The 25661-nt window shown below is 26.6% G+C and carries 24 protein-coding genes; 21 read left to right on the forward strand and 3 right to left on the reverse strand.

Annotated features, from left to right (window positions below; genetic code table 11):
* Positions 1-333: 333 nt before the first annotated feature.
* The 5 genes from cysS to HMPREF1871_RS02415 all read left to right on the forward strand — a co-directional run bounded on the left by cysS (position 334) and on the right by HMPREF1871_RS02415 (position 3998).
* Entirely contained in the window at positions 334-1743 is a 1410-nt protein-coding gene (gene cysS, locus HMPREF1871_RS02395; protein ID WP_066129597.1) for a cysteine--tRNA ligase, read from the forward strand.
* A complete protein-coding gene (locus tag HMPREF1871_RS02400) occupies positions 1728-2162 on the forward strand; it encodes a Mini-ribonuclease 3 (protein ID WP_066129600.1) in 435 nt (144 codons plus the stop codon). Before cysS ends, HMPREF1871_RS02400 begins: the two co-directional genes overlap by 16 nt.
* Positions 2143-2952: a 23S rRNA (guanosine(2251)-2'-O)-methyltransferase RlmB gene (gene rlmB / locus HMPREF1871_RS02405; RefSeq protein ID WP_066129603.1), complete on the forward strand. Its 810-nt coding sequence runs from the start codon at positions 2143-2145 to the stop codon at positions 2950-2952. Before HMPREF1871_RS02400 ends, rlmB begins: the two co-directional genes overlap by 20 nt.
* A 140-nt stretch (positions 2953-3092) precedes the next feature.
* Positions 3093-3542: a LytTR family DNA-binding domain-containing protein gene (locus tag HMPREF1871_RS02410; RefSeq protein WP_066129606.1), complete on the forward strand. Its 450-nt coding sequence runs from the start codon at positions 3093-3095 to the stop codon at positions 3540-3542.
* 9 nt (positions 3543-3551) lie between these two features.
* Positions 3552-3998, forward strand: coding sequence for a DUF3021 family protein (locus HMPREF1871_RS02415; RefSeq protein WP_066129609.1), 447 nt, complete (start codon positions 3552-3554; stop codon positions 3996-3998).
* A gap of 209 nt (positions 3999-4207) precedes the next feature.
* Here HMPREF1871_RS02415 and HMPREF1871_RS02420 read toward each other — a convergent pair whose 3' ends face one another.
* Positions 4208-5119 carry a LysR family transcriptional regulator gene (locus tag HMPREF1871_RS02420; protein ID WP_066129611.1) on the reverse strand — a complete coding sequence of 304 codons (912 nt, stop codon included), beginning with the start codon at positions 5117-5119 and terminating at the stop codon, positions 4208-4210.
* A 352-nt stretch (positions 5120-5471) separates the two neighbouring features.
* On the opposite strand from HMPREF1871_RS02420, the gene HMPREF1871_RS02425 reads away from it, so the two are divergent.
* The 12 genes from HMPREF1871_RS02425 to HMPREF1871_RS02480 all read left to right on the forward strand — a co-directional run bounded on the left by HMPREF1871_RS02425 (position 5472) and on the right by HMPREF1871_RS02480 (position 21495).
* Positions 5472-6668, forward strand: coding sequence for a M20 family metallopeptidase (locus tag HMPREF1871_RS02425; protein WP_066129614.1), 1197 nt, complete (start codon positions 5472-5474; stop codon positions 6666-6668).
* A gap of 1 nt (position 6669) precedes the next feature.
* Positions 6670-8034, forward strand: a complete 1365-nt coding sequence (locus tag HMPREF1871_RS02430; protein ID WP_066129617.1) for an MFS transporter — start codon at positions 6670-6672, stop codon at positions 8032-8034.
* Positions 8035-8245: 211 nt separating this feature from the next.
* Complete coding sequence (gene gltS / locus HMPREF1871_RS02435; RefSeq protein ID WP_066129620.1) at positions 8246-9454, forward strand: sodium/glutamate symporter; 1209 nt, start codon at positions 8246-8248, stop codon at positions 9452-9454.
* 129 nt (positions 9455-9583) lie between these two features.
* Positions 9584-10381 (forward strand): hypothetical protein, encoded by a 798-nt coding sequence (locus HMPREF1871_RS02440; protein ID WP_066129627.1) that lies wholly within the window; start codon positions 9584-9586, stop codon positions 10379-10381.
* Between the two features lie 275 nt (positions 10382-10656).
* Entirely contained in the window at positions 10657-11931 is a 1275-nt protein-coding gene (gene hisS, locus HMPREF1871_RS02445) for a histidine--tRNA ligase (RefSeq protein WP_066129670.1), read from the forward strand.
* 1 nt (position 11932) lies between these two features.
* Entirely contained in the window at positions 11933-13708 is a 1776-nt protein-coding gene (aspS, locus tag HMPREF1871_RS02450) for an aspartate--tRNA ligase (RefSeq protein WP_066129633.1), read from the forward strand.
* Positions 13709-13940: 232 nt separating this feature from the next.
* Positions 13941-14669 carry a peroxide stress protein YaaA gene (gene yaaA, locus HMPREF1871_RS02455; RefSeq protein WP_066129637.1) on the forward strand — a complete coding sequence of 243 codons (729 nt, stop codon included), beginning with the start codon at positions 13941-13943 and terminating at the stop codon, positions 14667-14669.
* Positions 14670-15254, forward strand: coding sequence for a flavin reductase family protein (locus HMPREF1871_RS02460; protein WP_066129640.1), 585 nt, complete (start codon positions 14670-14672; stop codon positions 15252-15254).
* Positions 15255-15419: 165 nt separating this feature from the next.
* Positions 15420-18710: a DNA polymerase III subunit alpha gene (locus HMPREF1871_RS02465; RefSeq protein ID WP_066129643.1), complete on the forward strand. Its 3291-nt coding sequence runs from the start codon at positions 15420-15422 to the stop codon at positions 18708-18710.
* A 71-nt stretch (positions 18711-18781) separates the two neighbouring features.
* Complete coding sequence (gene pfkA, locus HMPREF1871_RS02470; RefSeq protein WP_066129646.1) at positions 18782-19744, forward strand: 6-phosphofructokinase; 963 nt, start codon at positions 18782-18784, stop codon at positions 19742-19744.
* Positions 19745-19759: 15 nt separating this feature from the next.
* Complete coding sequence (pyk, locus tag HMPREF1871_RS02475; RefSeq protein ID WP_066129648.1) at positions 19760-21202, forward strand: pyruvate kinase; 1443 nt, start codon at positions 19760-19762, stop codon at positions 21200-21202.
* A gap of 35 nt (positions 21203-21237) precedes the next feature.
* Positions 21238-21495, forward strand: a complete 258-nt coding sequence (locus HMPREF1871_RS02480; protein WP_066129651.1) for a hypothetical protein — start codon at positions 21238-21240, stop codon at positions 21493-21495.
* A gap of 63 nt (positions 21496-21558) precedes the next feature.
* On the opposite strand, the gene HMPREF1871_RS02485 is transcribed toward HMPREF1871_RS02480, so the two are convergent.
* A complete protein-coding gene (locus tag HMPREF1871_RS02485; RefSeq protein ID WP_066129653.1) occupies positions 21559-22143 on the reverse strand; it encodes a glycerol-3-phosphate acyltransferase in 585 nt (194 codons plus the stop codon).
* Positions 22133-23110 (reverse strand): lysylphosphatidylglycerol synthase domain-containing protein, encoded by a 978-nt coding sequence (locus HMPREF1871_RS02490; RefSeq protein WP_066129656.1) that lies wholly within the window; start codon positions 23108-23110, stop codon positions 22133-22135. Before HMPREF1871_RS02490 ends, HMPREF1871_RS02485 begins: the two co-directional genes overlap by 11 nt.
* Positions 23111-23272: 162 nt before the next feature.
* Between HMPREF1871_RS02490 and ychF the strand changes: the two genes are divergently transcribed.
* From ychF to rpsR, 4 genes are all read left to right on the forward strand, one after another.
* Positions 23273-24373, forward strand: a complete 1101-nt coding sequence (gene ychF, locus HMPREF1871_RS02495) for a redox-regulated ATPase YchF (RefSeq protein WP_066129659.1) — start codon at positions 23273-23275, stop codon at positions 24371-24373.
* 101 nt (positions 24374-24474) lie between these two features.
* Positions 24475-24762, forward strand: coding sequence for a 30S ribosomal protein S6 (gene rpsF, locus HMPREF1871_RS02500; RefSeq protein ID WP_066129664.1), 288 nt, complete (start codon positions 24475-24477; stop codon positions 24760-24762).
* A 9-nt stretch (positions 24763-24771) separates the two neighbouring features.
* Complete coding sequence (gene ssb, locus HMPREF1871_RS02505; RefSeq protein WP_066129667.1) at positions 24772-25329, forward strand: single-stranded DNA-binding protein; 558 nt, start codon at positions 24772-24774, stop codon at positions 25327-25329.
* A gap of 16 nt (positions 25330-25345) precedes the next feature.
* Positions 25346-25597 carry a 30S ribosomal protein S18 gene (rpsR, locus tag HMPREF1871_RS02510; protein WP_083505620.1) on the forward strand — a complete coding sequence of 84 codons (252 nt, stop codon included), beginning with the start codon at positions 25346-25348 and terminating at the stop codon, positions 25595-25597.
* Positions 25598-25661 lie beyond the last annotated feature (64 nt).

The raw sequence follows: 25661 nt of genomic DNA on the forward strand, positions 1-25661 counted from the left end.
AATGGTGCATGGATTAATTAAAAATAAATAAAAACAAAAGACTTTTAAAGGAAAAAGTGACCTTCAAACTTGAGAAAAAACTGACTAGAGAAGATTACTAAAGACTTAAAAGTCTTTTTTTTATTAAAAAAAATTTTATTATTATAGTTTCAAAGAAATTTTAGTAAATTCATAAACGTTACAAATTTTAATATGTATTTTAAAAATCGAAATCTTATTAATTTATTTAATATTTTTCTAAAAATAATAAAAAAAATTAATAACCCTACAGTTTAGTCATATATTATGATAAAATTAAGATAATTAAATTTATATAATATAAGGAGAAATATTTTGATAAAAATTTATAATACACTGACAAGACAAAAAGAAATATTTTACCCTCTTGAAAAAAATAAAGTAAAAATGTATGTGTGTGGACCAACAGTATATAATTATATACATATAGGAAATGCAAGGCCAATAATAGTATTTGACGTAGTTAGAAGATATTTGGAATATAAAGGATATAATGTGGAATTTATTTCAAATTTTACAGATGTAGACGATAAAATAATAAAAGCAAGTAATGAAGAAGGAATAACAACAAAAGAATTATCTGACAAATATATAAAAGCTTTTTACGAAGACTATGATAAATTAGGCAGTAAGAGAGCAAAAAATCCAAGAGTAAGTGAATATATACCACAAATAATAAAATTTATCCAAAATCTGATAGAAAAAGACTATGCCTATATTTCTGATGGAGATGTATATTTCAAAACAAGAAAAAAAGCAGACTATGGAAAACTAAGCAAACAATCCATAGATGAACTTATGAGCGGAGCAAGAGTAGAAGCAGGAGAGAAAAAACAAGATCCATTAGATTTTGCACTTTGGAAAAAAGTTAAACCAAAAGAAGTATATTGGGAAAGTCCATTCGGCAAAGGAAGACCGGGCTGGCATATAGAATGTTCTGTAATGGCAAAAGAAACACTAGGAAAAAATATAGATATTCACGCTGGAGGACAAGACTTAACATTTCCACATCATGAAAATGAAATAGCACAATCAGAAGCACATAACCAAACAAAATTTTCAAACTATTGGATGCACAATGGATTTATAAATATAGATGGAGCAAAAATGAGTAAATCTTTAGGTAATTTCACCTTAGTAAAAGATATAAGAAAAAAAATAGATCCAATGGTTCTAAGACTATTTATGTTAAGTGTTCATTATAGAACGCCAATCAACTATTCAGAAGAAACAATAGAACTAGCAAAAACAAATTTTAACAAAATAAAAACATCATATCTAAATCTAAAATTCAGATTAAAAAATGACATGGAAGAAGAAAAAATTTCCAAAGAAATAGAAAATCAGTTAAAAGAAAATATAAAAAATCTAACAGAAGAAATGGATGATGACTTCAATAGTGCAAATGCTCTATCATCATGGTATGAACTTGTAAAAATAGCAAACCTTTATATAGAAAAAGAAAAAGTTAATAAAGAAACTTTAGAAATGATAAAAGCAGTTTTTGAAACATATCAAGAAATATTAGGAATAAACTTAGAAGAAGAAACTATAGAAACAAACAACCAAATAAGCGAAGAAGAAATAGAGTCATTGATAAAACAAAGAGAAAATGCCAGAAAAAACAAAGACTTTAAACTAGCAGATAAAATAAGAGATGAACTAAAAGAAAAAAACATAGTATTAGAAGATACAAAACAAGGTGTTAGATGGAAAAAAATATAAAATTAAACCTTAAAAAAGAAAATATAAAAGATATAGAATTTTTACAAGGACTTCAACTAGCTTACATAGGAGATAGTATCTATGATATATTAGCAAGAGAATATATTATGAAAACATCTATATCAAAAATAAAAGATTTACACCAAAAAGTATCAGAAATAGTTAGAGCAACATCTCAATCAAAATTTGCAAAAAAATTATTAGAAAAAGAGTTACTAAATAAAGAAGAAATATCAATATTTAGAAGAGGAAAAAATCAAAAAATAAATACAAAAGCAAAAAATGCAACCATAATAGAATATAAAAACGCAACAGGACTAGAAGCAGTTTTTGGATATTTATACTTAAAAAAAGACTTTGACAGATTGGAGGAAATATTTACTAATATAATAGAAGAATATGAAAAAGGAAAAAATTAGATATAATAAAAATCAAGAAAAAAATATAAAAAATAAAGATTATTTTAGGGAAAATGAAGAAGAAAAAGAAATAATAGCAGGACGAAATAGCATAATAGAAGCTATAAATTCGGGTAGAGAGATAAATAAAATATTATTTCAAGAAGGAATAGAAAAAGGCAGAATAAAAAGCATTTTTAACATAGCAAACGAAAAAAAAATAATTTGTCAGCAAGTACCAAAACAAAAATTAGACAACTTAACAAAAGAACATCATCAAGGAGTATTAGCATTTGTATCCCCTTATAACTATTATGATTTTGATAAAATGCTTCAAGAATTAAAAAATATAGACAAAACTACAACTATATTAATATTAGATCATATAGAAGATCCTCATAATTTAGGAGCAATAATAAGAACAGCTGTAGCAGGAGGGGTAGAAAATATAATAATACCAAAAAGAAGAGCAGCAGTAGTAAGCGCGGCAGCAGTAAAAGCAAGTGCAGGAGCTATAGAATATGTAAAAATATCTAGAGTTGGAAGTATCTTAGACAGTATAAAAAAATTAAAAGAAAAAGGATTTTGGATAGCAGGAACAACCTTAAATGAAAAATCAATAAATTACACTAATATAGCTAAAGACGTGCCACTTGCCATTATAGTAGGTAGTGAAGGCAAGGGTTTAAATAAAGCTGTAGAAAAATCTTGTGACTTCTTATATCATATAAAAATGCTAGGAAAAACTCAAAGTCTTAACGTATCAGTAGCCAGTGGAATAATACTATTTGAAAGAATAAAAAACACATAAAAAAATGACTTGTTTAAATCAAGTCATTTTTAATTTAAGAAATTAACCATTTATACTAAAAAAACAACCACCTATAAAAAAACAGTAGAATAAAAAAATAAAACTGCTAAAATAACAATATAAAGCAAAGGAGGAAAGGAATGAATATAGAAGTTATCTTAGATGAAAACTACAAAGAAGTAAGTGTAAAAATATTTTCAGCAAGTTATTCAAAAGAAGTTGAAATTATAAAAGAAGCTATTGAAAATTTACAGAAAAATCCCAGTGAAAAAATAGTAGCATTTAAAAAAGATGAAATAAAAATACTAGATTACAAAGAAATATCTAGATTTTATTCAGAAAATAATAAATTATACTTAGATAGCAAAAGAGAAACATATTTCACAAAATTAAGAATATACGAGCTGGAAGAACGACTTCCTAGAAATAAATTTATAAAAATATCAAGGTCTGAAATTGTAAATTTAGATTATGTAGAAAAGTTAGACTTATCTTTTACGGGAACGATAGCTTTAAAAATGAAAGATGGAAAAGTAACTTATGTATCAAGAAGAAATATAAAAAAATTTAAAGAAATTTTAGGAATATAGGTGGTTATCATGAAAAATTTAATAAAAATATTAATATCATTTGCCCTTGGAGTAGGTATAGGAGGATTAGTAGAAACTTTCTTAACAGTTCAACTAGGGACTTTAGCAGTAGGGGTACCAGATTTTGTAAATCAACATTCATTAGTGTATGTAAAAGTAATTCAAACAATTCTTTACGGAGGATTTGGGGTAGTTTCCTTTTTAATAGGAAAATTATATGATATGGTAAAATTATCATTATTTTTTAAAACAATTATAAACTTAATAATAATATTTATTTATTTTGTTTTTGTAGGTTTATATTTGAAATGGTTCACAGAAATAAAAGGATTAATTTTATCTATTATCTTATTTTTAATAATTTATTTTATAATATGGATAGTGATATATATTATGAAAAAAAGAGAAATAATAAATATGAATAAAAAACTCAAAAGTTTACAAAAGAAAAATTAATAAAGTAACAAGATAAATAATTTTTAAAAAAATTTTAAAAATAAAGACGCCACTAAAGGAGCGTCTTTTTTTGATTGTACAATTTAATAGTAGATAAACGTTTTGGAGAGAAAAATCATTTTAAAAATCTAAAAAACAAAGAACTTATATTTTAAAGTGTATGTTAACAACTACATATATAAGATTAATTATTTTTTTAAGGTAAGGTATTATTTATCTTTTTTCAAAAGCTTTAGAATATAATCTAAAAATTTATTTACTATTGGTTTAATATCATCTTTTTTAAAAATTACTACATATTCAGCCTTTATATCAGAAATATTAAAACTAAAGATATTAGCTTCTTCACTTATATAATCTTTGATTAATGTTTCTGGCACAAAAGTAAGCCCCATTCCAGATTTAGCCAGATTAACAGCAGTAGGAACTGTAGTAGTTGTTAAAATATTATTGAATTCTAAATTATTTTTTTTAAAAAAATTAGAAATAGTTTTCCCAATTCCGTAAGTAGGAGGAGTTAAAATTATCGGGTGAGAATCGAGCAGCGAAATATTTTTTGTAAATTTAGTTATTTCTTTAATTTTAGGATTATAAATACTATTTATCTTAGGGACAAAAAGATACATCTTTTCACTATAGATAATATTATAGGAAAGATTTTTATACACTATGGGTTTCATGCCTATGACAATATCAAGTTTGTTTTTTATTATCATATCTTCTGATTTATCTTGAGTATTTTCAAATAATTTAATATCTATATCAGGATAATCTTTTTTAAATGCAGGAATTACCTTATATAGCATACTTGTAGCTATTGCAGGGTTTATTCCAAGACGAATTTCACCTTTTTTATTTTCTTTTAAAAGATCAAATTCATAGTACATTTTTTTCTCTATTTTTTCTAATTCTTTTAGATAATGAATATATCTTTCTCCTGCAAAAGTAAGCTGGATATCGTTATTAGATTTATTTAAAATTTCTATCCCTAATTCATCGTTGATATTTTTTATAAATTTACTAAGATATGGTTGCGAAACGAAAAGTTCTTTTGAGGCTTTTGTTAGATTATTTTTGTCTACAATAGTTTGTATATAATGTAATTTTTTTTTATTATTCATAGCACTTATAACTAAATTATTATGATTTATTTCCTTTTTTATTATAGTTTATACATTATATCATGAATTTTTAAATTAGAAAAATAATTTTTAAAAAAATTGTTAGCAGATATAGATAAAAATGGTATTAACCTCATCTTTTTCAATTTAATTTATTTTTTTAAAATTTATTATAATAGAATTTTTATTTTAATAGGTGATAAATTTTGTTAATTTTAGATTATTTTTTCTTTTAATATAACTAAAAGGTTATTAATAATTATAAAATTAATAATTATACTTTAGTAATAAAATTTATTATAATATAGTTAAGGAAAAAATCTTAAAAAAATTAGAAAGCAGGAGGTAGTATATGAGCAAATTAATTGAAAAAATATATGAAATTTTGGAACAAAAAGAAAAACGTATGATTGAAATTAGACGTTTTCTTCATGAAAATCCAGAAGTATCTTTTAAAGAAGAAAATACAGCAAAATTTATTGAAGATTTTTATAAAGGTAAAGATTGTGTTGTAAAAACAAATATAGGAATAGCATCTGGTATAACAGTAGATATTCAAGGAGGCAGTCCTGGGAAAACTGTAGCTTTAAGAGCTGATTTTGACGCTTTACCTATAGAGGAAGAAACAGGTCTTGAATTTTCTTCTAAAAATAAAGGAGTTATGCACGCTTGTGGCCATGATGCTCATACTGCTTACTTATTAGTCTTAGCAGAAACATTAATAGAAGTTAAAGAAAGTTTGGAAGGTAATGTAAGAATAATACACCAACCAGCAGAGGAAGCACCTCCAGGGGGAGCAGAATCAATGGTTGAAGCAGGTGTACTTGATGGAGTGGATTATGTTTTAGGTATTCATGTAATGAGTACAATGCCACTTGGAAGTGTTCAGTATAGACCAAATGCTATTCAAACAGGGAGAGCTAACTTTAAAGTGACTATAAAAGGAAAAGGTGGTCATGGATCGATGCCACATTTAGCCAATGATGCAATAGTTGCTGGAAGTTATTTTGTTACATCTCTTCAAACAATTATAAGTAGAAGAATAAGTCCATTTGACAATGCAGTTTTAACAGTTGGCTCATTTGATGGCAAGGGAGCTGCAAACATCATTAAAGAAAGTGTCACTTTAGAAGGTGATGTCAGAATAATGAGCGAAGAAGCTAGAGAAATTGTCGAAAAAGAATTTAAAAATATTTCTAATGGAATAGAAAAAATGTTTAATGTTGAATGTGACGTGAATTATTTGAATGATTATCCAGTATTAGTTAATGATTATGACTTAACTATGAAAGTCAAAAAAGCACTGGAAACATCAAAAGCAAAAGAGATTAAAGAAGTAGTAGAGTGTGATCCACAAACACCATCAGAAGACTTTGCTTATTATGCAAAAGAAAAACCATCTTGCTTCTTTTATGTAGGAGCACATAGAGAAGGAACTCCGATGTATCCACATCACAATCCTAAATTTTACATTGATGAAGACGCACTTTTAATTTGTGCAAAATCTATGGCGTCTTCTTTAATAGAATGTTTGAAAGGAGAAAAATAGAATGAATAATAAAGCATATAAAGGAACTAATAAATTATTAGTTGGGATAGTAATGGCGGTACTTGCATTTTGGTTGTTTGCACAATCAATGCTAAATATTGCTCCAGATGTACAAAAATCAGTAGGGCTTGATTCTGGTGCTATGAATATAGGAATATCTATAACAGCCTTGTTTTCAGGGATATTTATAGTAGTAGCAGGTGGCTTAGCAGATAAATTGGGAAGAGTTAAATTCTCGGTTATAGGACTTGTTTTAAATATAATTGGATCATTATTATTAATACTTGCAACTAATGCAGCACTCTTTATAGCTGGTAGAGCATTACAAGGATTAGCTGCTGCATTCATCATGCCTGCTACAATGTCTTTAGTAAAAACATATTATGATGGAAAAGAAAGACAAAGAGCAGTAAGTTATTGGTCAATAGGTTCTTGGGGTGGTTCTGGTCTTTGCTCATTATTTGGAGGAGCAGTAGCTAATTCATTAGGATGGAAATATGTTTTTATAATATCTATCATTGTTTCAGTAATTAGTATGCTTTTAATAATGAACACTCCTGAAAGCAAAGTAGAAGTCAAAGAAAATAAAGGTTTTGACTATTTAGGACTTATCATATTTATAATATCAATGTTATCTTTAAATGTAGGGATTTCAAAAATTCAAAGTTTAGGAATAACTAACCCATTAATAATAGGATTATTCTTGGTAGTGATAGTAGGATTTGTTATTTTTTATAAAGTAGAAATGTCAAGAGAAAATGGATTTATAGATTTTAAATTGTTTAAAAATCAAGGTTATTTAGGAGCAACAATTTCTAATTTTCTACTAAATGCAGTTGCAGGGACTTTGCTCGTAGTTAATGTTTATATGCAACAAGGAAGAGGTCTAAATTCACAAACTGCTGGAATGATGTCGCTAGGATATCTTGTTTGTATATTAATAACAATAAGAATTGGAGAAAAATTATTACAAACAATGGGTTCAAGAAAACCTATGTTGATAGGAACTGTAATAAATGGTATAGGAATTTCATTAATGGCGTTAACTATGGTAGAAGGAAGTTTATACTTTGCTTTAGTATTTATTGGATATTCACTATTCGGTATAGGACTTGGAATATATGCAACACCTTCAACAGACACAGCAATATCAAGTGTTCCAAATGAGAAAATAGGAGTAGCTTCAGGAATTTACAAAATGGCATCATCTTTAGGTGGAGCAATAGGAGTAGCTGCTTCAGGAGCTATATATTATTCATTCTCCTCTTCTTTCACACTAGGAGCTACTTATGGATTGATGCTTAATGTAGCATTTTGTATACTATCAATAATATCTATAGTATTCATAATACCTAAGAAAAAATAAAAATAAAAAAACCCTATTTACAATTATCTAAAGTAAACAGGGTTATTTTATTTTTAAAAATACAAATTAAAAAAAGTGAAAAGTTATAAAAATTTACTTTTCATGTCATATTTTTTAACAAAGAATTTGTTTTTCAAATAAAACATATTAGAATAAAGACTATAAAATTTGTAACAATAAAATTATAAAAATCGAAGGAAGGAGGAACATTATGTTTGAACTTAAAATGAATATGATACAAACAATAGGATTAGCAGTAGTAGTCCTAATAATAGGACGATATTTGAGAAAGAGGGTTAAGTTTTTTGAGACATATTGTATACCTTCACCAGTAATTGGAGGATTTTTATTTGCAATTATAAACTTAATTTTTAATAAAACAGGATTTTTAAATATAATTTTTGATGTAACTTTACAAAATTTCTTTATGACAATATTTTTCACAAGCGTAGGATTTAATGCAAGTTGGAAATTATTAAAAATAGGAGGATTAAAAGTAGTTATATTCTTAATAGCAGCTATAGGACTTGTAGTTCTTCAAAACGTTTTGGCTTTAGGGCTTGGCTTTGCTCTTAATGTAGATCCTCTATTAGCATTAATGACAGGTTCTACTCCTATGACAGGAGGTCATGGAACATCTGCAGCAATAGCACCAATAGCAGAAGAGCTGGGGATAAAAGGAGCAAGTACAGTAGCAATAGCAGCTGCCACTTTTGGACTTATAGCAGGGTCTAGTTTAGGAGGGCCAGTAGCAAACAGACTTATGAAAAGTCATAAAATAAAAGTAGGGTCTAATCGCAAAAAAGACGATAGCAATATAAAAAATGATGAAATGCTATTTGGAGAAACAAATAAAATACTAAATGGTTCTAATTTTGCAAAAGCATTTTTTATGATATTATTATCAATGTTTATAGGTAGTTACTTATCAATTTTTCTAAATAAATTTTTAAGTTTCCCAAGTTATATAGGTCCAATGCTTGTAGCAGCAATATTTAGAAATATAGCAGACAATACAACAAGATTTGATATACACTATGAAGAAATAAGAATACTGGAAGATGTTTCATTAAATTTATTTTTAGGTATGGCAATGATGACGCTAAAACTTTGGGAATTAGCAGGAGTTGCAGGGCCTTTAAGTATTTTATTAATAGCACAAGCCTTACTAGCAATTGTTTATACATACTTTATAACATTTAGAATGATGGGTAAAAATTATGATGCAGTAGTTTTATCAGCAGGACATATGGGATTTGGATTAGGAGCTACACCAAATGGAATTGCAAATATGCAGAGTGTAAGTGATAAATATGGTTATTCAAATGTAGCGTTTTTCGTTTTACCAATAGTAGGGGCGTTATTTATCGACTTCTTCAATGTATCTATAATAAGTTTATTCTTATCATTCCTGCAATAATTTTAGATTCATAGCTGAAATAAAGAAAATTCACTTGAGTGAATTTTTTTTATTTTGAAGTTGTTAATATTGTTTACATTAATATTAATATTTGATAAAATTAAACTAAAGAATATGGAGGATAACTCAATGGGAAAAATAACAAGAAGAATTTTATTAGGAATGGTTTCAGCATTAGGAGTTTATTATTACAAAAATCCTAAAGAAGCAAAAAAACACAAAGATATACTTTTAGATAATGTAAAATTAGGATTAGAAAAACTAAATGAAACAAAAGAAAAAATAGTTTGTGCCGAAAAAGAGTTAGAAGAGAAATTAAAACATGAAGAAATAAAAATAAGCGAAAAAGAAGAAACAAAAAAAGAAGCAGACGAATTTATAGAAAAAAGTAAAAAATTAAAACAAAAACTTCATGCTAGAGCAGAAAATTTCAAAGAAACTTATAATGACCCTATATATGACATAAGAAGAAAACAACCTCAAGTTTCTAGTGTTAGGCCAGACCAAAAAGACCCTTTAGGGAAAGGTGAAAAATTAGATACATTATTAACGGCATTTGAAGAAAAAAAAGAAACACCAAAAGAAGAAATGCCACAATCTGAAAAAGAAAAAATATTTGTACCAGCCTATGCACCTGAACAAGCAGACGACAAAAAAGAAAACACATCTTACTTAAAACAATTAGAAATAGCTGAAAAAAAAGCAAAAGAAGAAGATTCAACACAAAAGGAGTATGAAGAAAATAGAATAAAAAAAGAAATCTGGGAAATAAAAAAACGCTCAGAAAAAGAAAAAAACAAAGGCATGACTATGGAAGATTTAGTATCTCAAGTAAAAGAAGAGCTAAAAGAAGACAAAGAAATTCCAGAAAAGTCAAAAAACGCATTAGAATCAATAGTAGAAAAATTTTCTAGAAATGATAAATAGATAATCTACTTGACACAGAAAATTATTTATTATATCATTTATGAATAGTATAATGATAGAAAGATTATCTAAAAAAATCTTAATAAAAGAGAACCAAGTTCATGGCTGAAAAATTTGGTATTAGGAGATAGATATAAACACTCTATTGTGATTTTAAATAAAAAAAGAGGTATCGAAAGATATAAATAAGGGTGGCACCACGTAAAATCGTCCCTATAAGAGTTTTCTTATAGAGATGATTTTTTTTATTTTATAAAGGAGAACCAATGAAAAAAATTGTAAACATTCCAAGAGGAACACAAGATATATTACCAAAAGAATCAAAAAAATGGCAATATATAGAAAATCATCTTAGAAAAATAAGTGAAAATTTTTGTTATAAAGAAATAAGAACTCCTATATTTGAACTTACAGAACTTTTTGCAAGAGGAGTAGGAGATACTACAGATATTGTTCAAAAAGAAATGTATACATTTTTAGATAAAGGAAATCGTTCCATAACATTAAGACCAGAAGGGACTGCTGGAACTGTAAGATCATACATAGAAAATAAATTATTTGCTGACACGATAAAACCACAAAAACTTTATTATATAGGTCCCATGTTTAGATACGAAAGAAAGCAAAAAGGGAGATATCGTCAGTTTTTCCAATATGGTGTTGAAGTAATTGGAGAAGAAAGCGAAAAAATAGATGCAGAAGTAATAAGTCTAGCTTATAATATATATAAAAGTTTAGGAATAGAAAATATAAAAGTAAGTATAAATACTTTAGGAAATCCAGAAGAAAGAAATGAATATAACAGAGCATTAATAAACCATTTTAAAAAAGAAATTCATAATTTTTGTGAAGATTGTCAAAATAGATTAGAAAAAAATCCTATGAGAATACTAGATTGTAAAGTGGACACTAAAAAAGAATTAATGAAAAATGCCCCTAAATTACTTGATTTCTTAGGAGAAGAAAGCAAAAAATATTTCAAAAAAGTTTTATCATATCTAGACGATTTAAAAATAAAATATGAAGTTGACCCTAATCTTGTAAGAGGATTAGATTACTATACACATACAGCTTTTGAAATAATGATAGACAATAAAGATATAGAACTAAAAACTTTATGTGGTGGTGGTAGATATAATGGACTTATAAAAATGTTAGGAGGTCCAGAAGAAGAAAAAGGAATAGGATTTGCACTTAGTATAGAAAGATTATTATTAGCATTAGAAAGTGAAAATATAGAATTAAATATAAACGACAAAATAGATATCTATGTAGTTTCTGTAGGAGAAGAAGCAAATGAATACTCAATGAAATTAACTAATTTATTAAGGATTCATGGTTTTAAAGCACAAAACAGTTATTTTGATAAAAAAATAAAAGCTCAAATGAAAATGGCAGATAGATACAAAGCAAAATTCTCTATTATTATAGGAGAAGAAGAAATAAAAGATAAAAAAGTAACTGTAAAAAACATGGAAAATCACAATCAAGAAAGTATAAAAATAGAAAACTTAATGAACTATTTAGAAGAAAAAATAAAAGGAGAATAAAATGAAGGCATACGGAAGAAGTGAATATGCAGGTCTAATAGATGAAAAATTCGTAGACAAAAAAGTAATAATAAAAGGTTGGGTAGCAAAAAGAAGAGATTTAGGAAACTTAATTTTTGTAGACATAAGAGATAGAATGGGAGTTGTTCAATGTGTATTTTCAGAAGAAAAAAATGAAGAACTTCACAAACAAGCAACAACAATTAGAAATGAATATGTAGTATCTATAGAAGGAAAAGTTGTATTAAGAAGTGAAAAAACAGTAAATGAAAAAATAAATTCAGGAAAAGTAGAAATAATAGTAGAAAATTTAGAAATACTATCAAAATCAAAAACATTACCGTTCGTGCTAGATGATGTAAGCTTATCAAGTGAAGAAATAAGAATGAAATATAGATACTTAGATCTTAGAAGAGAAGAATTAGCAAACGTCATAAGAATGCGTTCAAAAATAACAAAAGCAACAAGAGATTATTTAGATAAAAATAACTTTACAGATGTAGAAACACCAATCTTAACAAAATCCACACCAGAAGGAGCAAGAGATTATTTAGTACCAAGTAGAGTGCAACCAGGCAAATTTTATGCCTTACCACAATCTCCACAATTATTTAAACAATTACTTATGGTAGCAGGATTTGATAGATACTATCAAATAGCAAGATGTTTTAGAGATGAAGATTTAAGAGCAGATAGACAACCAGACTTTACACAAATAGATATGGAAATGAGTTTTATGTCACAAGACGATATTATATCTATGATAGAAGGCCTAATAGCTCATGTAATGAAAGAAGTAAAAGGAATAGAAGTAAATACACCATTTGAGAGACTAGATTACGATGAAGCGATGGAAAGATTTGGGTCAGACAAACCAGACACTAGATTTGAAATGGAATTAAAAGAAGTAAGTGATATAGTAAAAAATACAAGTTTCAAAGTGTTTACAAATGCAGTAGAACAAGGTGGAGCTGTAAAATGTATAGTTGTAAAAGGCGAAGCAAAAAACTATTCAAGAAAAGATATAGACTCTTTAGCAAATTATGTAGCTAATTTTGGAGCAAAAGGATTAGCATGGCTTAAATATACAGAAGATGGCTTAACTGGAGGAGTAGCTAAATTTATATCAGATGAAATAGCTTGTGAATTGGTAGAAAGAACTGGAGCAGAAGTAGGAGATTTAATCTTATTTGTAGCAGACAGAAAAAAAATATGTTACGCCTCATTAGGAGCATTAAGACAAAAACTAGCAAAAGATTTGAATTTAATAGATAAAAATAAATTCAATTATCTATGGGTTGTAAATTGGCCATTATTAGAATTTGATGAAGAAACAGGAAAATATAGTGCAGCACACCATCCATTCACAATGCCAAAAGAAGAAGATGTCAAATTATTAGAAAAAGAACCAGAAAAAGCATATGCACAAGCATATGATATAGTGCTAAATGGTTATGAATTAGGAGGAGGTTCTATTAGAATTTTCGACAAAGAAATTCAAAAATCAATGTTTAAAGCATTAGGATTTACTGAAGAAGAAGCAAAATCACAATTCGGATTCCTATTAGATGCCTTTGAATACGGAGTACCACCACATGGAGGATGTGCAATAGGACTAGATAGATTTGTTATGCTTCTAGCTGGAAGAGATAATCTAAGAGATACAATAGCATTTCCAAAAACTGCAAATGCAACTTGTTTGTTAACAGAAGCACCATCTAACGTAAGTTTAGAACAATTACTAGAACTAAATATATCAACATTAATGAAAAAATAATAAAAAATTCTTTACCTTTCTATTTTTATTAAGGTAAAGAATTTTTATTTTATAGTAAATATATAAAATAAATTTTTATAATTAAGATTTATAAAAATAAACAAAATTGGTTAAAAATATAACTTAAATATAAAAAATCTTATTGCACAAGTTATTTAAAGTGATAAATATTTGAAAAAAATTTTTATTTAATATATAATGTTCATTATAATATTTAAGGAAAGAAAATATTATGAAAATATTAATACCGACAGCAAAAACAATAAAGAAATTAAATAAAGGATATAGAGAAGAAAAATTATCCCAAAAAACAGAAATTATTTTAGAAAACTTGTTAAACTTACCTAAAGAAAAATTACAAGAAATTTATAAAATAAAGGAAGAAAAATTATCACTAGAAATAGAAAGATTAAAAGAAATCAAAAACTTAACAGGGAAGTCTTTTGAAGCGATATATCTATTTGATGGAATGATGTATAAAAATATAAAAAGAGATAATTTATCAGAGAAAGAAAAAGACTATTACAAGAGTCATGTTTTTATAACGTCAGCCTTTTATGGAATAATAAATTCATTTTCTAAAATATTTCCTTATAGATTAGACTTTTTACAAAAAGTAAAGATAAGAGGAGAAAGTTTAAAAAAATACTGGCAAGACGATTATGATAAATTTGTAGAAAAGGAAAATTTAGTAATTTCGCTCTTATCAAAAGAATTTGAAGAAGTTTTTTCCAAAGAAACAAGAGAGAAATTTATAAAGATAAATTTTTTAGAAGAAAAAGATGGAAAATATAAAACTCATTCAACCATTAGTAAAAAAGCGAGAGGAAAATTTTTAACAGAATTAGTATCTAAAAATATAACAAAATTAGAAGACATAAAAAAAATAAAATTTGATAATTTTATTTTTAGCAAAGAATTATCAACAGAAAAAAAATTGTTTTTTATAGGGAGAGAATAAATGTTTATAAGAGAAAAATCTGAGCTAAAAACAAACAAATTATATTATAATTTTCCTATTATATTAGTAGGATATAAAGATGATAAATTTAATTATAATGCAACAACAACAAGTGCATCCTACTCTTTAGGAAATACTATAAATATAGGAATAAAATCAGATAGTAATTCAACAAAACTTATAAAAAAATATAAAGAGTTTACTATAAATATTCCATCAAAAGAATTAATGAGTGAAGTTGAAATATGTGGACTTTTTAGTGGGAATAATAAACTTCAACAGGCAGATATGCCATATACAATAGGCAAATATGTAAATGCTCCTTTAATAGATGAATGTATCATATCATTTGAATGTAAAGTAATAAAAAGCTATGATTTTGAAGGATATACTCATTTTTTAGGAGAAATAAAAAGACGTATAGCAGACAAAGATTTAGTAGCAAAAGATGGGTCACTAAAAAGTGAAGAAATAAGCACAATACATTATGTTGGCTGTTCTAAAGAAAGAATATATAGATATGTTTCTTCTGATAATGCAAAAACAGGAACCTTTGCATTCGGAGGACATACATCTTGTGGATAAAAAATAGCAAAGAAATTCAAGAATTTTAGATTGTTTCTAAAATTCTTTTTTTTTATTATTTTTATAGTATAATAAAATCGATATAAAATTTTTGATTTATTAATATTGACGCAAAAAAAGATTACCTGCAATATAAAAAAATTATCACAAAATAGGAGAAAAAAGATGAATTATTATAATCTAGCTGTTCATTCTTGCTATGATTTATTAAATAGCACAATAAAACTAGAAGAATTATTTAAAAAACTTAAAGAAGATGAACAAGAAGCGGTATGTATATCAGATCCTAATATGTATGCAGTTATAAAAGCAGAAAGAATAGCAAAAAAATATAATATTTCACTTGTTTACTCATTAGAATTAAAAATGCTGTGCAATTTAGATTTTATAACATTAACTCTAGTATGTAAGAGTGAAAAAATGTTTAAAAAATTGTTGAAAATATCTACAAGCATAAGAACTTTAGAAAATGAATACTCTTTAGAAGAATTAGAAAGCATTTTAGCGGAAGAAAAAAAAGAAGTAATAATAATAGTTAAAGATGAAATTAAAAACAAAGATACAGCAAAATACATAATAAAAATTTTAAAAAATTTAGACTATTATTTTAATTATAATGAAAACTATAATAGTAATTTTTATAATCTAATAGAAAAAATAGTATATACAAAAGAAGCATATTATTTAGACTATGATCAATATATGCCGCTAGAAGTTCTTAGAGCCATAAAAGAAAATAAAAAATTAAACATAAAAAATCTAACAGAGAAAAAAGGCTATGAATTTGTCCACACAAAACAAGATATAAAAAATATTTTAGATAATATAATAAATCCTATAAAAAAAGAATTAATAATTAAGGCAATAAAAAATCAAGAAGAAATAATAAAAAAAGCAAATTTCGAGCTAGAATTTAATGGTTACCATCTGCCAAAATACAAATATAATGAAGAAGAAAAAAACTTTTGGGACAAAACAAGTATTGAATATTTAAGATATTTAGTAGAAAAAGGAGCAAGAGAAAAGTTAAAAAATAAAAATTTCTCTCTATATAAAAAACGATATGAATATGAACTTAAAATAATAGAAGAAATGGGATTTAGTGACTATTTTTTAATAGTGCGAGATTTTATTAAATATGCAAAAGATAACGAGGTAATAATAGGAGCAGGAAGAGGTAGCTCAGCAGGAAGTTTAGTATGCTTTTTACTAGACATAACAGAAGCAGATCCCATAGAATTTAATTTATTATTTGAAAGATTTTTAAATAAAGATAGGGTAACTATGCCCGATATAGATATAGATATTCAGGATACAAGAAGAGATGAGCTTATAAAATATGTAGAGCAAAAATATGGTAAAGAAAAAGTTTCTCAAATAGTAACTTTTAACACATTCAAATCAAAAAGTGCTGCAAGAGAAAGTGCAAGGATTTTAAATCTAGGTGATGAAAAATTAAAATTAATAAGCAAGTTAATAACTTCAAAAAATACTCTTTTGCAATGTTATGAAGAAAATATTAACCTAAGACAATTTGTAAATGAAAACAATGAACATAAATTATGGTTTTCTATAGCAAAAAACATAGAAGACTTGCCTAAAAATACTTCAGTTCATGCAGCAGGAGTAATTATAGCAGATGATAAAGATTTAGTAGAATATCTACCATTAGAAAAAGGGAATTTGACAACTAGCTATATAACCCAATGGACAATGGAAGATGCAGAATATGTAGGACTTTTAAAAATAGATTTTTTAGGAATAAGATATTTAACAATGATAGGAAACATAGTTAAATCAATAAAAAAAACAGATAAAAATTTCGATATAAAAAATATAAATTATAATGATGAAAATGTCTATAAGTTATTTCAAAAAGGAGATACAGAAGGAATATTTCAATTTGAAAACAACGGAATAAAAGACAAATTAAGACTTTTAAAACCTACAGAATTTAATGATATAGTGGCAATGACCTCTCTTTACAGACCGGGGCCTATGATGTATATAGACAACTATATAAGAAGAAAACAGGGTAAAGAAAAAGTAATATATCCACATGAAAAATTAGAAAAAATATTAAAAGAAACATATGGAGTTATAGTATATCAAGAACAGATAATGTTAATAGCTGTCAATTTTGCAAATATGACTCTTAATGAAGCGGATAATTTAAGAAGAGCAGTTAGTAAAAAGAAAAAAGAAGATTTAGAAAAATATGCAGAAATATTTGTAGAAAAAACTGAAAAAGAAGGCTACCCTAAACAACTAGCTGAAAAAATTTACAAAATGATAGTAAACTTTGCTAACTATGGGTTTAATAAATCTCACGCAGTAGTATATTGTATGTTGGCATATAAATTAGCGTATTTAAAATATTATTATATCAAATATTTTATGACAGCATTATTAAACAATGTAATAGGTAATGAAATAAAAATAAATGAATATAAACAAGAATTAAAAATAAAAGGAATAAATTTATTAAATCCAGATGTAAATAAAAGTGAAATATATTTTTCAGACTACAAAAAAGATATATTATTTTCACTCTTATCAATAAAAAATCTAGGATATATATCTTCAAAAGAGATAGTAAAAGAAAGAAAAAATTATGGTAAATATAGAAGTATAGATGATTTTCTTTTTAGAATGGATAAAAAGGTAGATTACAAAGCAGCTGTATCACTTGTCAAATCAGGAGCGATGGACTGTTTTAAATATAATAGAAGAACATTAATGCAAAAGGTAATAGACTATTATGAAGACACTAGAAAAACAATAGATAGGGTCAGAGAAAGTGTTATGGAAGAATTTACCATATCAGTAAGAGAACTAGACGACTATACCATCAACGAAAAAATAAAAATGGAAAAAGAATCTACGGGAACATATTTTTTAAAACACCCAGTAGAAATAAAAAAAGAAAAATATTACTATTTACCATTAAGATACATAGAAGGAAATGAAATAGACGCTTATGTAGAGATAATATCAGTAAAAGAAATCACTACCAAAAAAGGATCAAAAATGGCATTTTTAGTAGTAAATGATGGAAAAAATGACATAGATGTCACAATATTTCCAGCAACTTACCAATATGCAAAAGTCATGTTAAAAATGGATAATTTCTTTGTTCTAAGTTTAAAGAAAGACATAAAAGGGGAAAAAAATAAATATATATTAGAAAAAATAACAACATTTGAAAATTACTATAATTATTGCATAAACAATATAAATGAAATATATGTTTTAGTAGATAATGAAAATAAAGAATTTATAAAAAAATACATAAATACTAAAGGAAAAACTAAATTAATATCATTATTTAAAAATAATAGAAAAAAATTAACAAGTATAGTAAAAGAAAAAGATTTTTTAGAAAATTATATAAAAAAATATCCTAAAAAATTTATAAAAATAAATTATAAAAAAATTATAAAATATAATATTTAAGTTATAAAAAAACTAGAAAAACCAAAAAAAATATGGTATTCTAAATTAATAATAAACTAAGAGGGTAAAAAATGAGAAAAATAGCAGTATTAACAAGTGGAGGGGACTCACCCGGGATGAATGCAGCTGTTAGATCAGTAGTTAGAACAGCAATATTTAATGGAATAGAAGCATATGGCGTATATCATGGGTATAAAGGACTTGTTGAAGGAAAAATAAAAAAACTGGAATGTGGTGATGTAGGAAATATAATAAACAGAGGTGGAACATTTTTAGGATCAGCAAGATTAGAGCAGTTCAAAGAAAAAGAAGTAAGGAATATTGCTATTAAAAACTTAAAAAAACTCGGAATAGAAGGTTTAGTAGTTATAGGAGGAGATGGCACTTATAGAGGAGCATTAGCACTCTCTAAGGAAACAGATATAAAAATAATTGGGATGCCAGGTACTATAGATAACGATATTTCTGGAACAGATTTTACAATAGGATTTGACACTGCCTTAAATACAATAGTAGAATCTATTGATAAAATAAGAGATACTGCTTCAAGTCACGAAAGAGTATTTATAATAGAAGTTATGGGTAGAGATGCAGGAGATTTAGCACTTTATGCAGGAATAGCAAGTGGAAGTGAATCTATAATAATACCAGAAAAAAAAGAATCAATAGATACTCTAGTTGAAAGACTAATACAAGCAGAAAAAAGAGGTAAAAAACACTCAATTATAATTCTAGCAGAAGGAGTAATGAGTGCCCCAGATTTAGCTGCCATAATAAAAGAAAAATATGGTATCAATGTAAAATATACTATATTAGGCCATATACAAAGAGGGGGAGCACCTAGCGGAATAGATAGAATACTAGCCTCAAGACTAGGAAATTATGCAGTAGAACTCTTAATAAAAAATGAAAATGCAAAAGCAGTAGGAATAAAAAATAATAAATTAGTAAATGAAAAACTAGAAAAAATATTAAAAACTAAACACAAATTAGATTTGAAAATATTTGAAATATCTAGACAATTATCAATATGAAAATAGAGGAAGAAAATGACAAAAAAAACTAAAATTATTTGTACAATAGGACCAAAATCAGAATCATACGAAAAACTAGAAAAAATGACAAATCTAGGAATGAATGTTTGTAGACTTAATTTTTCTCATGGGGATTATGAAGAACATTCAGCAAGAATAAAAACAATAAAAGAAGTAAGAAAAAATTTAAATAAAAATTTAGCAATATTATTAGATACAAAAGGGCCTGAAATAAGAACTCATCAAATGGAAAATGGAGCAGTTCTGCTAGAACAAGGAAGTAAAGTAACAGTATCTATGACAGAAGTTTTAGGAACAAGTGAAAAATTTTCAATCACATATGAACAGTTAGTACATGATGTAAAAAAAGGAGATACTATACTTTTAGATGATGGATTAATAGGGCTTAGTGTTCAAGACGTAGATACAAAACAAGGATTAATCTATACAACCGTCCAAAATGGAGGGGTATTAAAAAATAAAAAAGGAGTTAATGTTCCTGGAGTATCTACAAAATTACCAGGGATAACAGAAAAAGATGAGCAAGATATTCGCTTTGGATGTAAACAAGGAATAGATTTTGTAGCAGCAAGTTTTGTAAGAACAAAAGAAAATGTATTAGAAGTAAGAAGAATACTAAAAGAAGAAGGATGCGAACATGTACAAATCATTCCTAAAGTAGAATGTCAAGAATGTGTTGACAATATAGAATCTGTAATAGAAGTTTCAGATGGAATAATGATAGCCAGAGGAGATCTTGGAGTAGAAGTACCAGCAGAACAAGTACCAATAATTCAAAAAAATATTATAAATCTTTGTAACAAAGCAGGGAAATTTGTAATAACAGCTACACAAATGTTAGACTCTATGCAAAAAAATCCACGACCAACAAGAGCAGAAGTATCAGACGTAGCAAATGCAATTTTTGATGGGACAGACGCAATAATGCTATCAGGAGAGTCTGCAGCAGGAAAATACCCAGTAGAGTCAGTAGAAACAATGGCAAAAATCGCAAAAAGAACAGAAGATATGCAAGACTACTCTACAATAATAACAGAAAGATCAAAAATAAAAGAAACTGTAAATCTAACTAATGCTATAGGAATATCAGTAGCACACACAGCATTAAATCTTAACTTACATACAATAGTAACTTATACAGAATCAGGACAGACAGCAAGACTTATATCTAAATATAGACCTAATGCATCTATATTAGCAGTCACTCCAAGTGAAAAAGTAGCAAGAGGACTAAGTTTAGTATGGGGAGTTCAAGCTAGAGTATCTCATCAAGCAACTTCTACAGATGATATGCTAGAAACAGCAAATGAAATAGCAAAAGAATCAGGATACGCAAAAGAAGGTGATCCTATAATCATAACAGGAGGAATACCTGTAAATACAGCTGAAAGCAATGTAGGAACAACAAACTTTATAAAAGTATCAATAGTAAAATAAAATATTGTAAAAGTTAAATATATAAGGGGATAAAAATGGAACAAAATGAACTTGATAAATTATATGATAGCAAAATAAAAGCCATTGAAGAATTTTTTCAAGATGAAAAAAAAGACATAAACGAATATGTCTTTGATATCTATGACTACGGTGTAATGAAAGATAATACTTACAAAAGCGTTATGGAAGTATATAAAGAAGAAATAAAAAATAGCGAATTTCCAGAAAAAATAAAAATAAGAGCATATTTATTTAATGGAGATGCAGAAATAATAGATGGACAAATGTTCTAATAAAATAATCGCCCCTTCTTAAACTTTAAAAAGTCTAAGAAGGGGCGTTTTTATTATTATAATTTATATTCTTTTAATTAAAAAATACTTACAAAAAGATTTTTTAATATCGTTATATCCTACATAAAACATCATTATAATAAGAATTAAAAATAATAAAGTTGCTACATAAGACCTAGTATCTAAATAAAATATAAAACTAAGGACAGGAATAGTAGAATAAAATCCTAAAATTGTACTTCTTAATAAAAATGAAATTAGTAAAAAACCTAATATTAAAATGAAAATCAAATTAGGAGATAAGGCGATGACAACACCAACAAAAGTAGCAACACCTTTCCCACCTTTGAAAGAAAAAATAATAGGTTTAATATGGCCTAAGACTACTAAAAAAGCACACAAAGCAATTACTCTAATATCGACATTAAGTAATTTTAGTATAATAATCACAAAAAAACCTTTAAACACATCTAAGGTAGCAACGAATAAAAAAGCTTTAGGACCTAATATTCTTCCCGCATTTCTAGCACCAATATTAAAAGATCCCTTTTTAGAAAAATCTTCTTTATATATTTTACAAACTGCTTTACCACCAAGAATATTTCCCATTAAATATGCAAAAATACAGTATATAAGTTTAACTATCATAAATATCCCTCCTGCTGTATTTTATTTTTTTTCTAAACTTAGTAAAAATCTCAAAAAGAAGTAATATAAGCCCTATTAAAAAAGGAACTATATAGTAAGATAGTCTATATATTAAAATAGTAGCAGCAACAACTTCATCATTGAAGCCAAGTCTAGTAAGACCAATCAAAACAAGAATATCAAAAGTACCTGCTCCTCCGGGTATCATAGTGATAAGTCCTGCTATTGAAGATATAACAATAATTCCAATAATTCTAAACTCTTTGTCTATTACAAAATCACCTTCAAATATAAAAAGGATAAATAGCACTAAAAATGCTGCATAAATCCATTCGAAAAATGAAATTATAGCTAATTTAACAGATAAAAACCTATCCGATTTCAATTTTGGATTTCTCAAATTTAAAAATAAATATATTGGTAAGAAAAGAGACATAGCAATTAAAAAATAATATAAAGTAATATTTTTTTCATACAAGTCCTCTCCCGGTAAAAATCCCAAAATTACAAGAATAGATAAAAGACTTATTCCTGAAAGCATGGAAATTAAAATCATACCAATAGCGACTATTAAATTTTTCTTATTTTTTGAGTAAGGTTTATATAGATAGTATCTAAGACTAGCTCCGATAAAACCACCAAAACCTAAAATCATATTCAAGGAATTTGTCATAAAACTTATTTTAAATATTTTAGAGGTACTTAGATTTTTGTGCATAGCTACAGCCCTTAAAACAAAAAAATCATATAGGGATAAAATAGACATTCCGATAATACCAAGAAAAATAATAATAGAAAATTTTATTTTACCTATACTAAAAAAAAGCCCTCGTATTTTATTAAAATCAAGTGAAGCAATCTCTTTTTTAAAATAAGAAAAGATTAAATAAAAAATTATAAATCCAATAATAATCTGAAAAAGAGTTTTTAAAAAATTAGAATATTTATTTTTTTTAATAATTTTCATAAACATTCCTCATTTAAGTATTCATTTTATAATACCATTAATTTTTTATTTTTTCAATATTTATAGATACCAGAATACAATATCTATAATGCTAAAGCTTAATTGACTTATATAAAAATATAATTTATAATAAAAAGTTGAAATAATCAAAAGGAGAGAAAAATGTCATTAACAGCAGGGATAGTAGGCTTACCAAACGTAGGGAAATCTACATTATTTAACGCAATAACTTCATCAAAAGCACTAGCAGCAAATTACCCATTTGCAACAATAGATCCTAATGTAGGTATAGTAGAAGTTCCAGATGAAAGGCTAAAAAAATTAACAGAATTAGTAGAGCCAAAAAAAACAGTACCGACTTCATTTGAATTTACAGACATAGCAGGGATAGTAAAAGGAGCATCAAAAGGAGAAGGTTTAGGAAATAAATTTTTAAGCCATATAAGAGAAGTTGATGCTATCTGTCAGGTAGTAAGATGTTTTGAAGATGAAAATATAACTCATGTATCAGGGAATATAGATCCACTTTCAGATATAGAAGTTATCAATTTAGAACTTATTTTAGCAGATTTAGAAAGTTGTGAAAAAAGAATTGGTAGAGTAGAAAAACAAGCAAAACAAAAAGATAAAGAAGCACAACTAGAATATGAAGTGTTAAAAAAAATAGTAGAAGTATTAAAAGAAGAAAAACCAGCAAGAGTATTAGAATTAGATAAAGATGAATTAAAAATAGCAAAAAACATGCATCTATTAACTTTAAAACCAATGCTTTATGTAGCTAACGTAAGTGAAGAAGAGCTTTCTGATATAGAAAATAATAAATATGTTAAAGCAGTAAAAAACTTTGCAAATAAAGAAGGTAGTGAAGTAATAGTAATTTGTGCAAAAATAGAAGAAGAAATGGCCTCGTTAGAACCAGAAGACAAGATTATGTTTTTAGAAGAGCTGGGAATAGATGAAAGTGGCCTAGATAAGCTAATAAAAGCAAGTTATAATCTATTAGGTCTAGCTACATATTTTACAGCCGGAGTTCAGGAAGTAAGAGCGTGGACATTCAAAAAAGGAATGTTGGCTCCAGAATGTGCAGGAATTATCCATTCTGATTTTGAGAGAGGATTCATCAGAGCTGAAACAGTAAGTTATGACGACTTAGTTAAGTATGGTTCTATGCAAAAATCAAAAGAAGCAGGAAAAGTAAGACTTGAAGGAAAAGAGTATGAAGTAAAAGATGGAGATATAATGCTCTTTAGATTTAATGTATAAAATTATTGCAATATATAAAGAAAAATGATACAATAAATCTCGAGTAATTTATATTACTCCTTGCTCCCGTGGGAGTCAAAAGGCCAAAAGGAGGAAAAAAAATGAGAAAATATGAAGTTATGTTTGCCATTCAACCTCGTATAGAAGAAGAAGCAAAAAAAACTTTAGTTGAAAGATTTGTTAATATTCTTTCAGAAGGTGCAGAAATCGAAGAAGTAAAAGATTTAGGCAAAAAACAACTTGCTTACGAAATCCAAGACTTTTCTGATGCGTACTACTATTTAGTAAACTTAAATTCTGCAACAGATGCTTCAACAAAAGAGTTTGATCGTTTAGCAAAAATCAATTCAGATATCATTCGTCATATAGTTGTAAGATTAGATAAATAGAGGTGTAATGTGATTAATAATGTAGTATTAGTTGGACGACTTACAAAAGATCCAGAGTTAAGAAGATCAAGTTCTAATATCTCTATGGTATATTTTACAGTAGCAGTGAATAGAACATTTACAGATCAAAATGGACAAAGAAATGCTGATTTTATTAACTGTGTTGTTTTTAGAAAACAAGCAGAGAATATGGCAAGATTCTTATCTAAAGGTAGTCTAATAGGAATCACAGGAAGAATACAAACTAGAAATTATCAAGGCAAAGATGGAAATACTGTTTATGTGACAGAAGTCGTAGCTGATAATATTCAATATTTAGAGTCTAAATCTAGCTCAAATAGAGGACAATCTAATGGTTTTGATTCTTTATCATTCAACAGACCACAGCAAAGCAACTTTCAGTCTAGAAATAAACAACCTATGACTAATAACATGAATCTGAATAATAATGAAGAAATGCATGATTTTATGAACGATAATTCATCATATAGTGATTTTGGAGAAGATTTTCCTACAAATCTAGATGATGATTTTATGGAGGATGCAATAAATCCTTTCAAAGAATAATAAGGAGGAATATTTAATGGCACAATTTAATAACAATCGCCGTAACAATATGCGTCGTCGTAAAAAAGTATGTTATTTTACAAAAAATAATATAAAAACTATCGACTTTAAAGATACTGAATTACTTAAAAAATTCATTTCAGAACGAGGAAAAATTTTACCACGTCGTGTTACAGGTACTTCAGCAAAATATCAAAGAATGTTAACTACAGCAATTAAAAGAGCTAGACATATGGCACTTTTACCATACGTTGTAGATGATAAATAGAATATAAATTTTAAATATTAAAAAAAGTAGATTTTTACCAATCTACTTTTTTTATTTTATTTTC

Source organism: Gemelliphila asaccharolytica (assembly GCF_001553005.1).
GTDB classification, from domain to species: Bacteria; Bacillota; Bacilli; order Staphylococcales; family Gemellaceae; genus Gemelliphila; species Gemelliphila asaccharolytica.

Bases quoted from the DNA above. Each gene is read 5' to 3' on its own strand.
- HMPREF1871_RS02400 (WP_066129600.1), top strand. From the start codon at position 1,728: ATGGAAAAAAATATAAAATTAAACCTTAAAAAAGAAAATATAAAAGAT.
- rlmB (WP_066129603.1), top strand. From the start codon at position 2,143: ATGAAAAAGGAAAAAATTAGATATAATAAAAATCAAGAAAAAAATATA.
- HMPREF1871_RS02410 (WP_066129606.1), top strand. From the start codon at position 3,093: ATGAATATAGAAGTTATCTTAGATGAAAACTACAAAGAAGTAAGTGTA.
- HMPREF1871_RS02415 (WP_066129609.1), top strand. From the start codon at position 3,552: ATGAAAAATTTAATAAAAATATTAATATCATTTGCCCTTGGAGTAGGT.
- HMPREF1871_RS02420 (WP_066129611.1), bottom strand. From the start codon at position 5,119: ATGAATAATAAAAAAAAATTACATTATATACAAACTATTGTAGACAAA.
- HMPREF1871_RS02425 (WP_066129614.1), top strand. From the start codon at position 5,472: ATGAGCAAATTAATTGAAAAAATATATGAAATTTTGGAACAAAAAGAA.
- HMPREF1871_RS02430 (WP_066129617.1), top strand. From the start codon at position 6,670: ATGAATAATAAAGCATATAAAGGAACTAATAAATTATTAGTTGGGATA.
- gltS (WP_066129620.1), top strand. From the start codon at position 8,246: ATGTTTGAACTTAAAATGAATATGATACAAACAATAGGATTAGCAGTA.
- HMPREF1871_RS02440 (WP_066129627.1), top strand. From the start codon at position 9,584: ATGGGAAAAATAACAAGAAGAATTTTATTAGGAATGGTTTCAGCATTA.
- aspS (WP_066129633.1), top strand. From the start codon at position 11,933: ATGAAGGCATACGGAAGAAGTGAATATGCAGGTCTAATAGATGAAAAA.
- yaaA (WP_066129637.1), top strand. From the start codon at position 13,941: ATGAAAATATTAATACCGACAGCAAAAACAATAAAGAAATTAAATAAA.
- HMPREF1871_RS02460 (WP_066129640.1), top strand. From the start codon at position 14,670: ATGTTTATAAGAGAAAAATCTGAGCTAAAAACAAACAAATTATATTAT.
- HMPREF1871_RS02465 (WP_066129643.1), top strand. From the start codon at position 15,420: ATGAATTATTATAATCTAGCTGTTCATTCTTGCTATGATTTATTAAAT.
- pfkA (WP_066129646.1), top strand. From the start codon at position 18,782: ATGAGAAAAATAGCAGTATTAACAAGTGGAGGGGACTCACCCGGGATG.
- pyk (WP_066129648.1), top strand. From the start codon at position 19,760: ATGACAAAAAAAACTAAAATTATTTGTACAATAGGACCAAAATCAGAA.
- HMPREF1871_RS02480 (WP_066129651.1), top strand. From the start codon at position 21,238: ATGGAACAAAATGAACTTGATAAATTATATGATAGCAAAATAAAAGCC.
- HMPREF1871_RS02485 (WP_066129653.1), bottom strand. From the start codon at position 22,143: ATGATAGTTAAACTTATATACTGTATTTTTGCATATTTAATGGGAAAT.
- HMPREF1871_RS02490 (WP_066129656.1), bottom strand. From the start codon at position 23,110: ATGAAAATTATTAAAAAAAATAAATATTCTAATTTTTTAAAAACTCTT.
- ychF (WP_066129659.1), top strand. From the start codon at position 23,273: ATGTCATTAACAGCAGGGATAGTAGGCTTACCAAACGTAGGGAAATCT.
- rpsF (WP_066129664.1), top strand. From the start codon at position 24,475: ATGAGAAAATATGAAGTTATGTTTGCCATTCAACCTCGTATAGAAGAA.
- rpsR (WP_083505620.1), top strand. From the start codon at position 25,346: ATGGCACAATTTAATAACAATCGCCGTAACAATATGCGTCGTCGTAAA.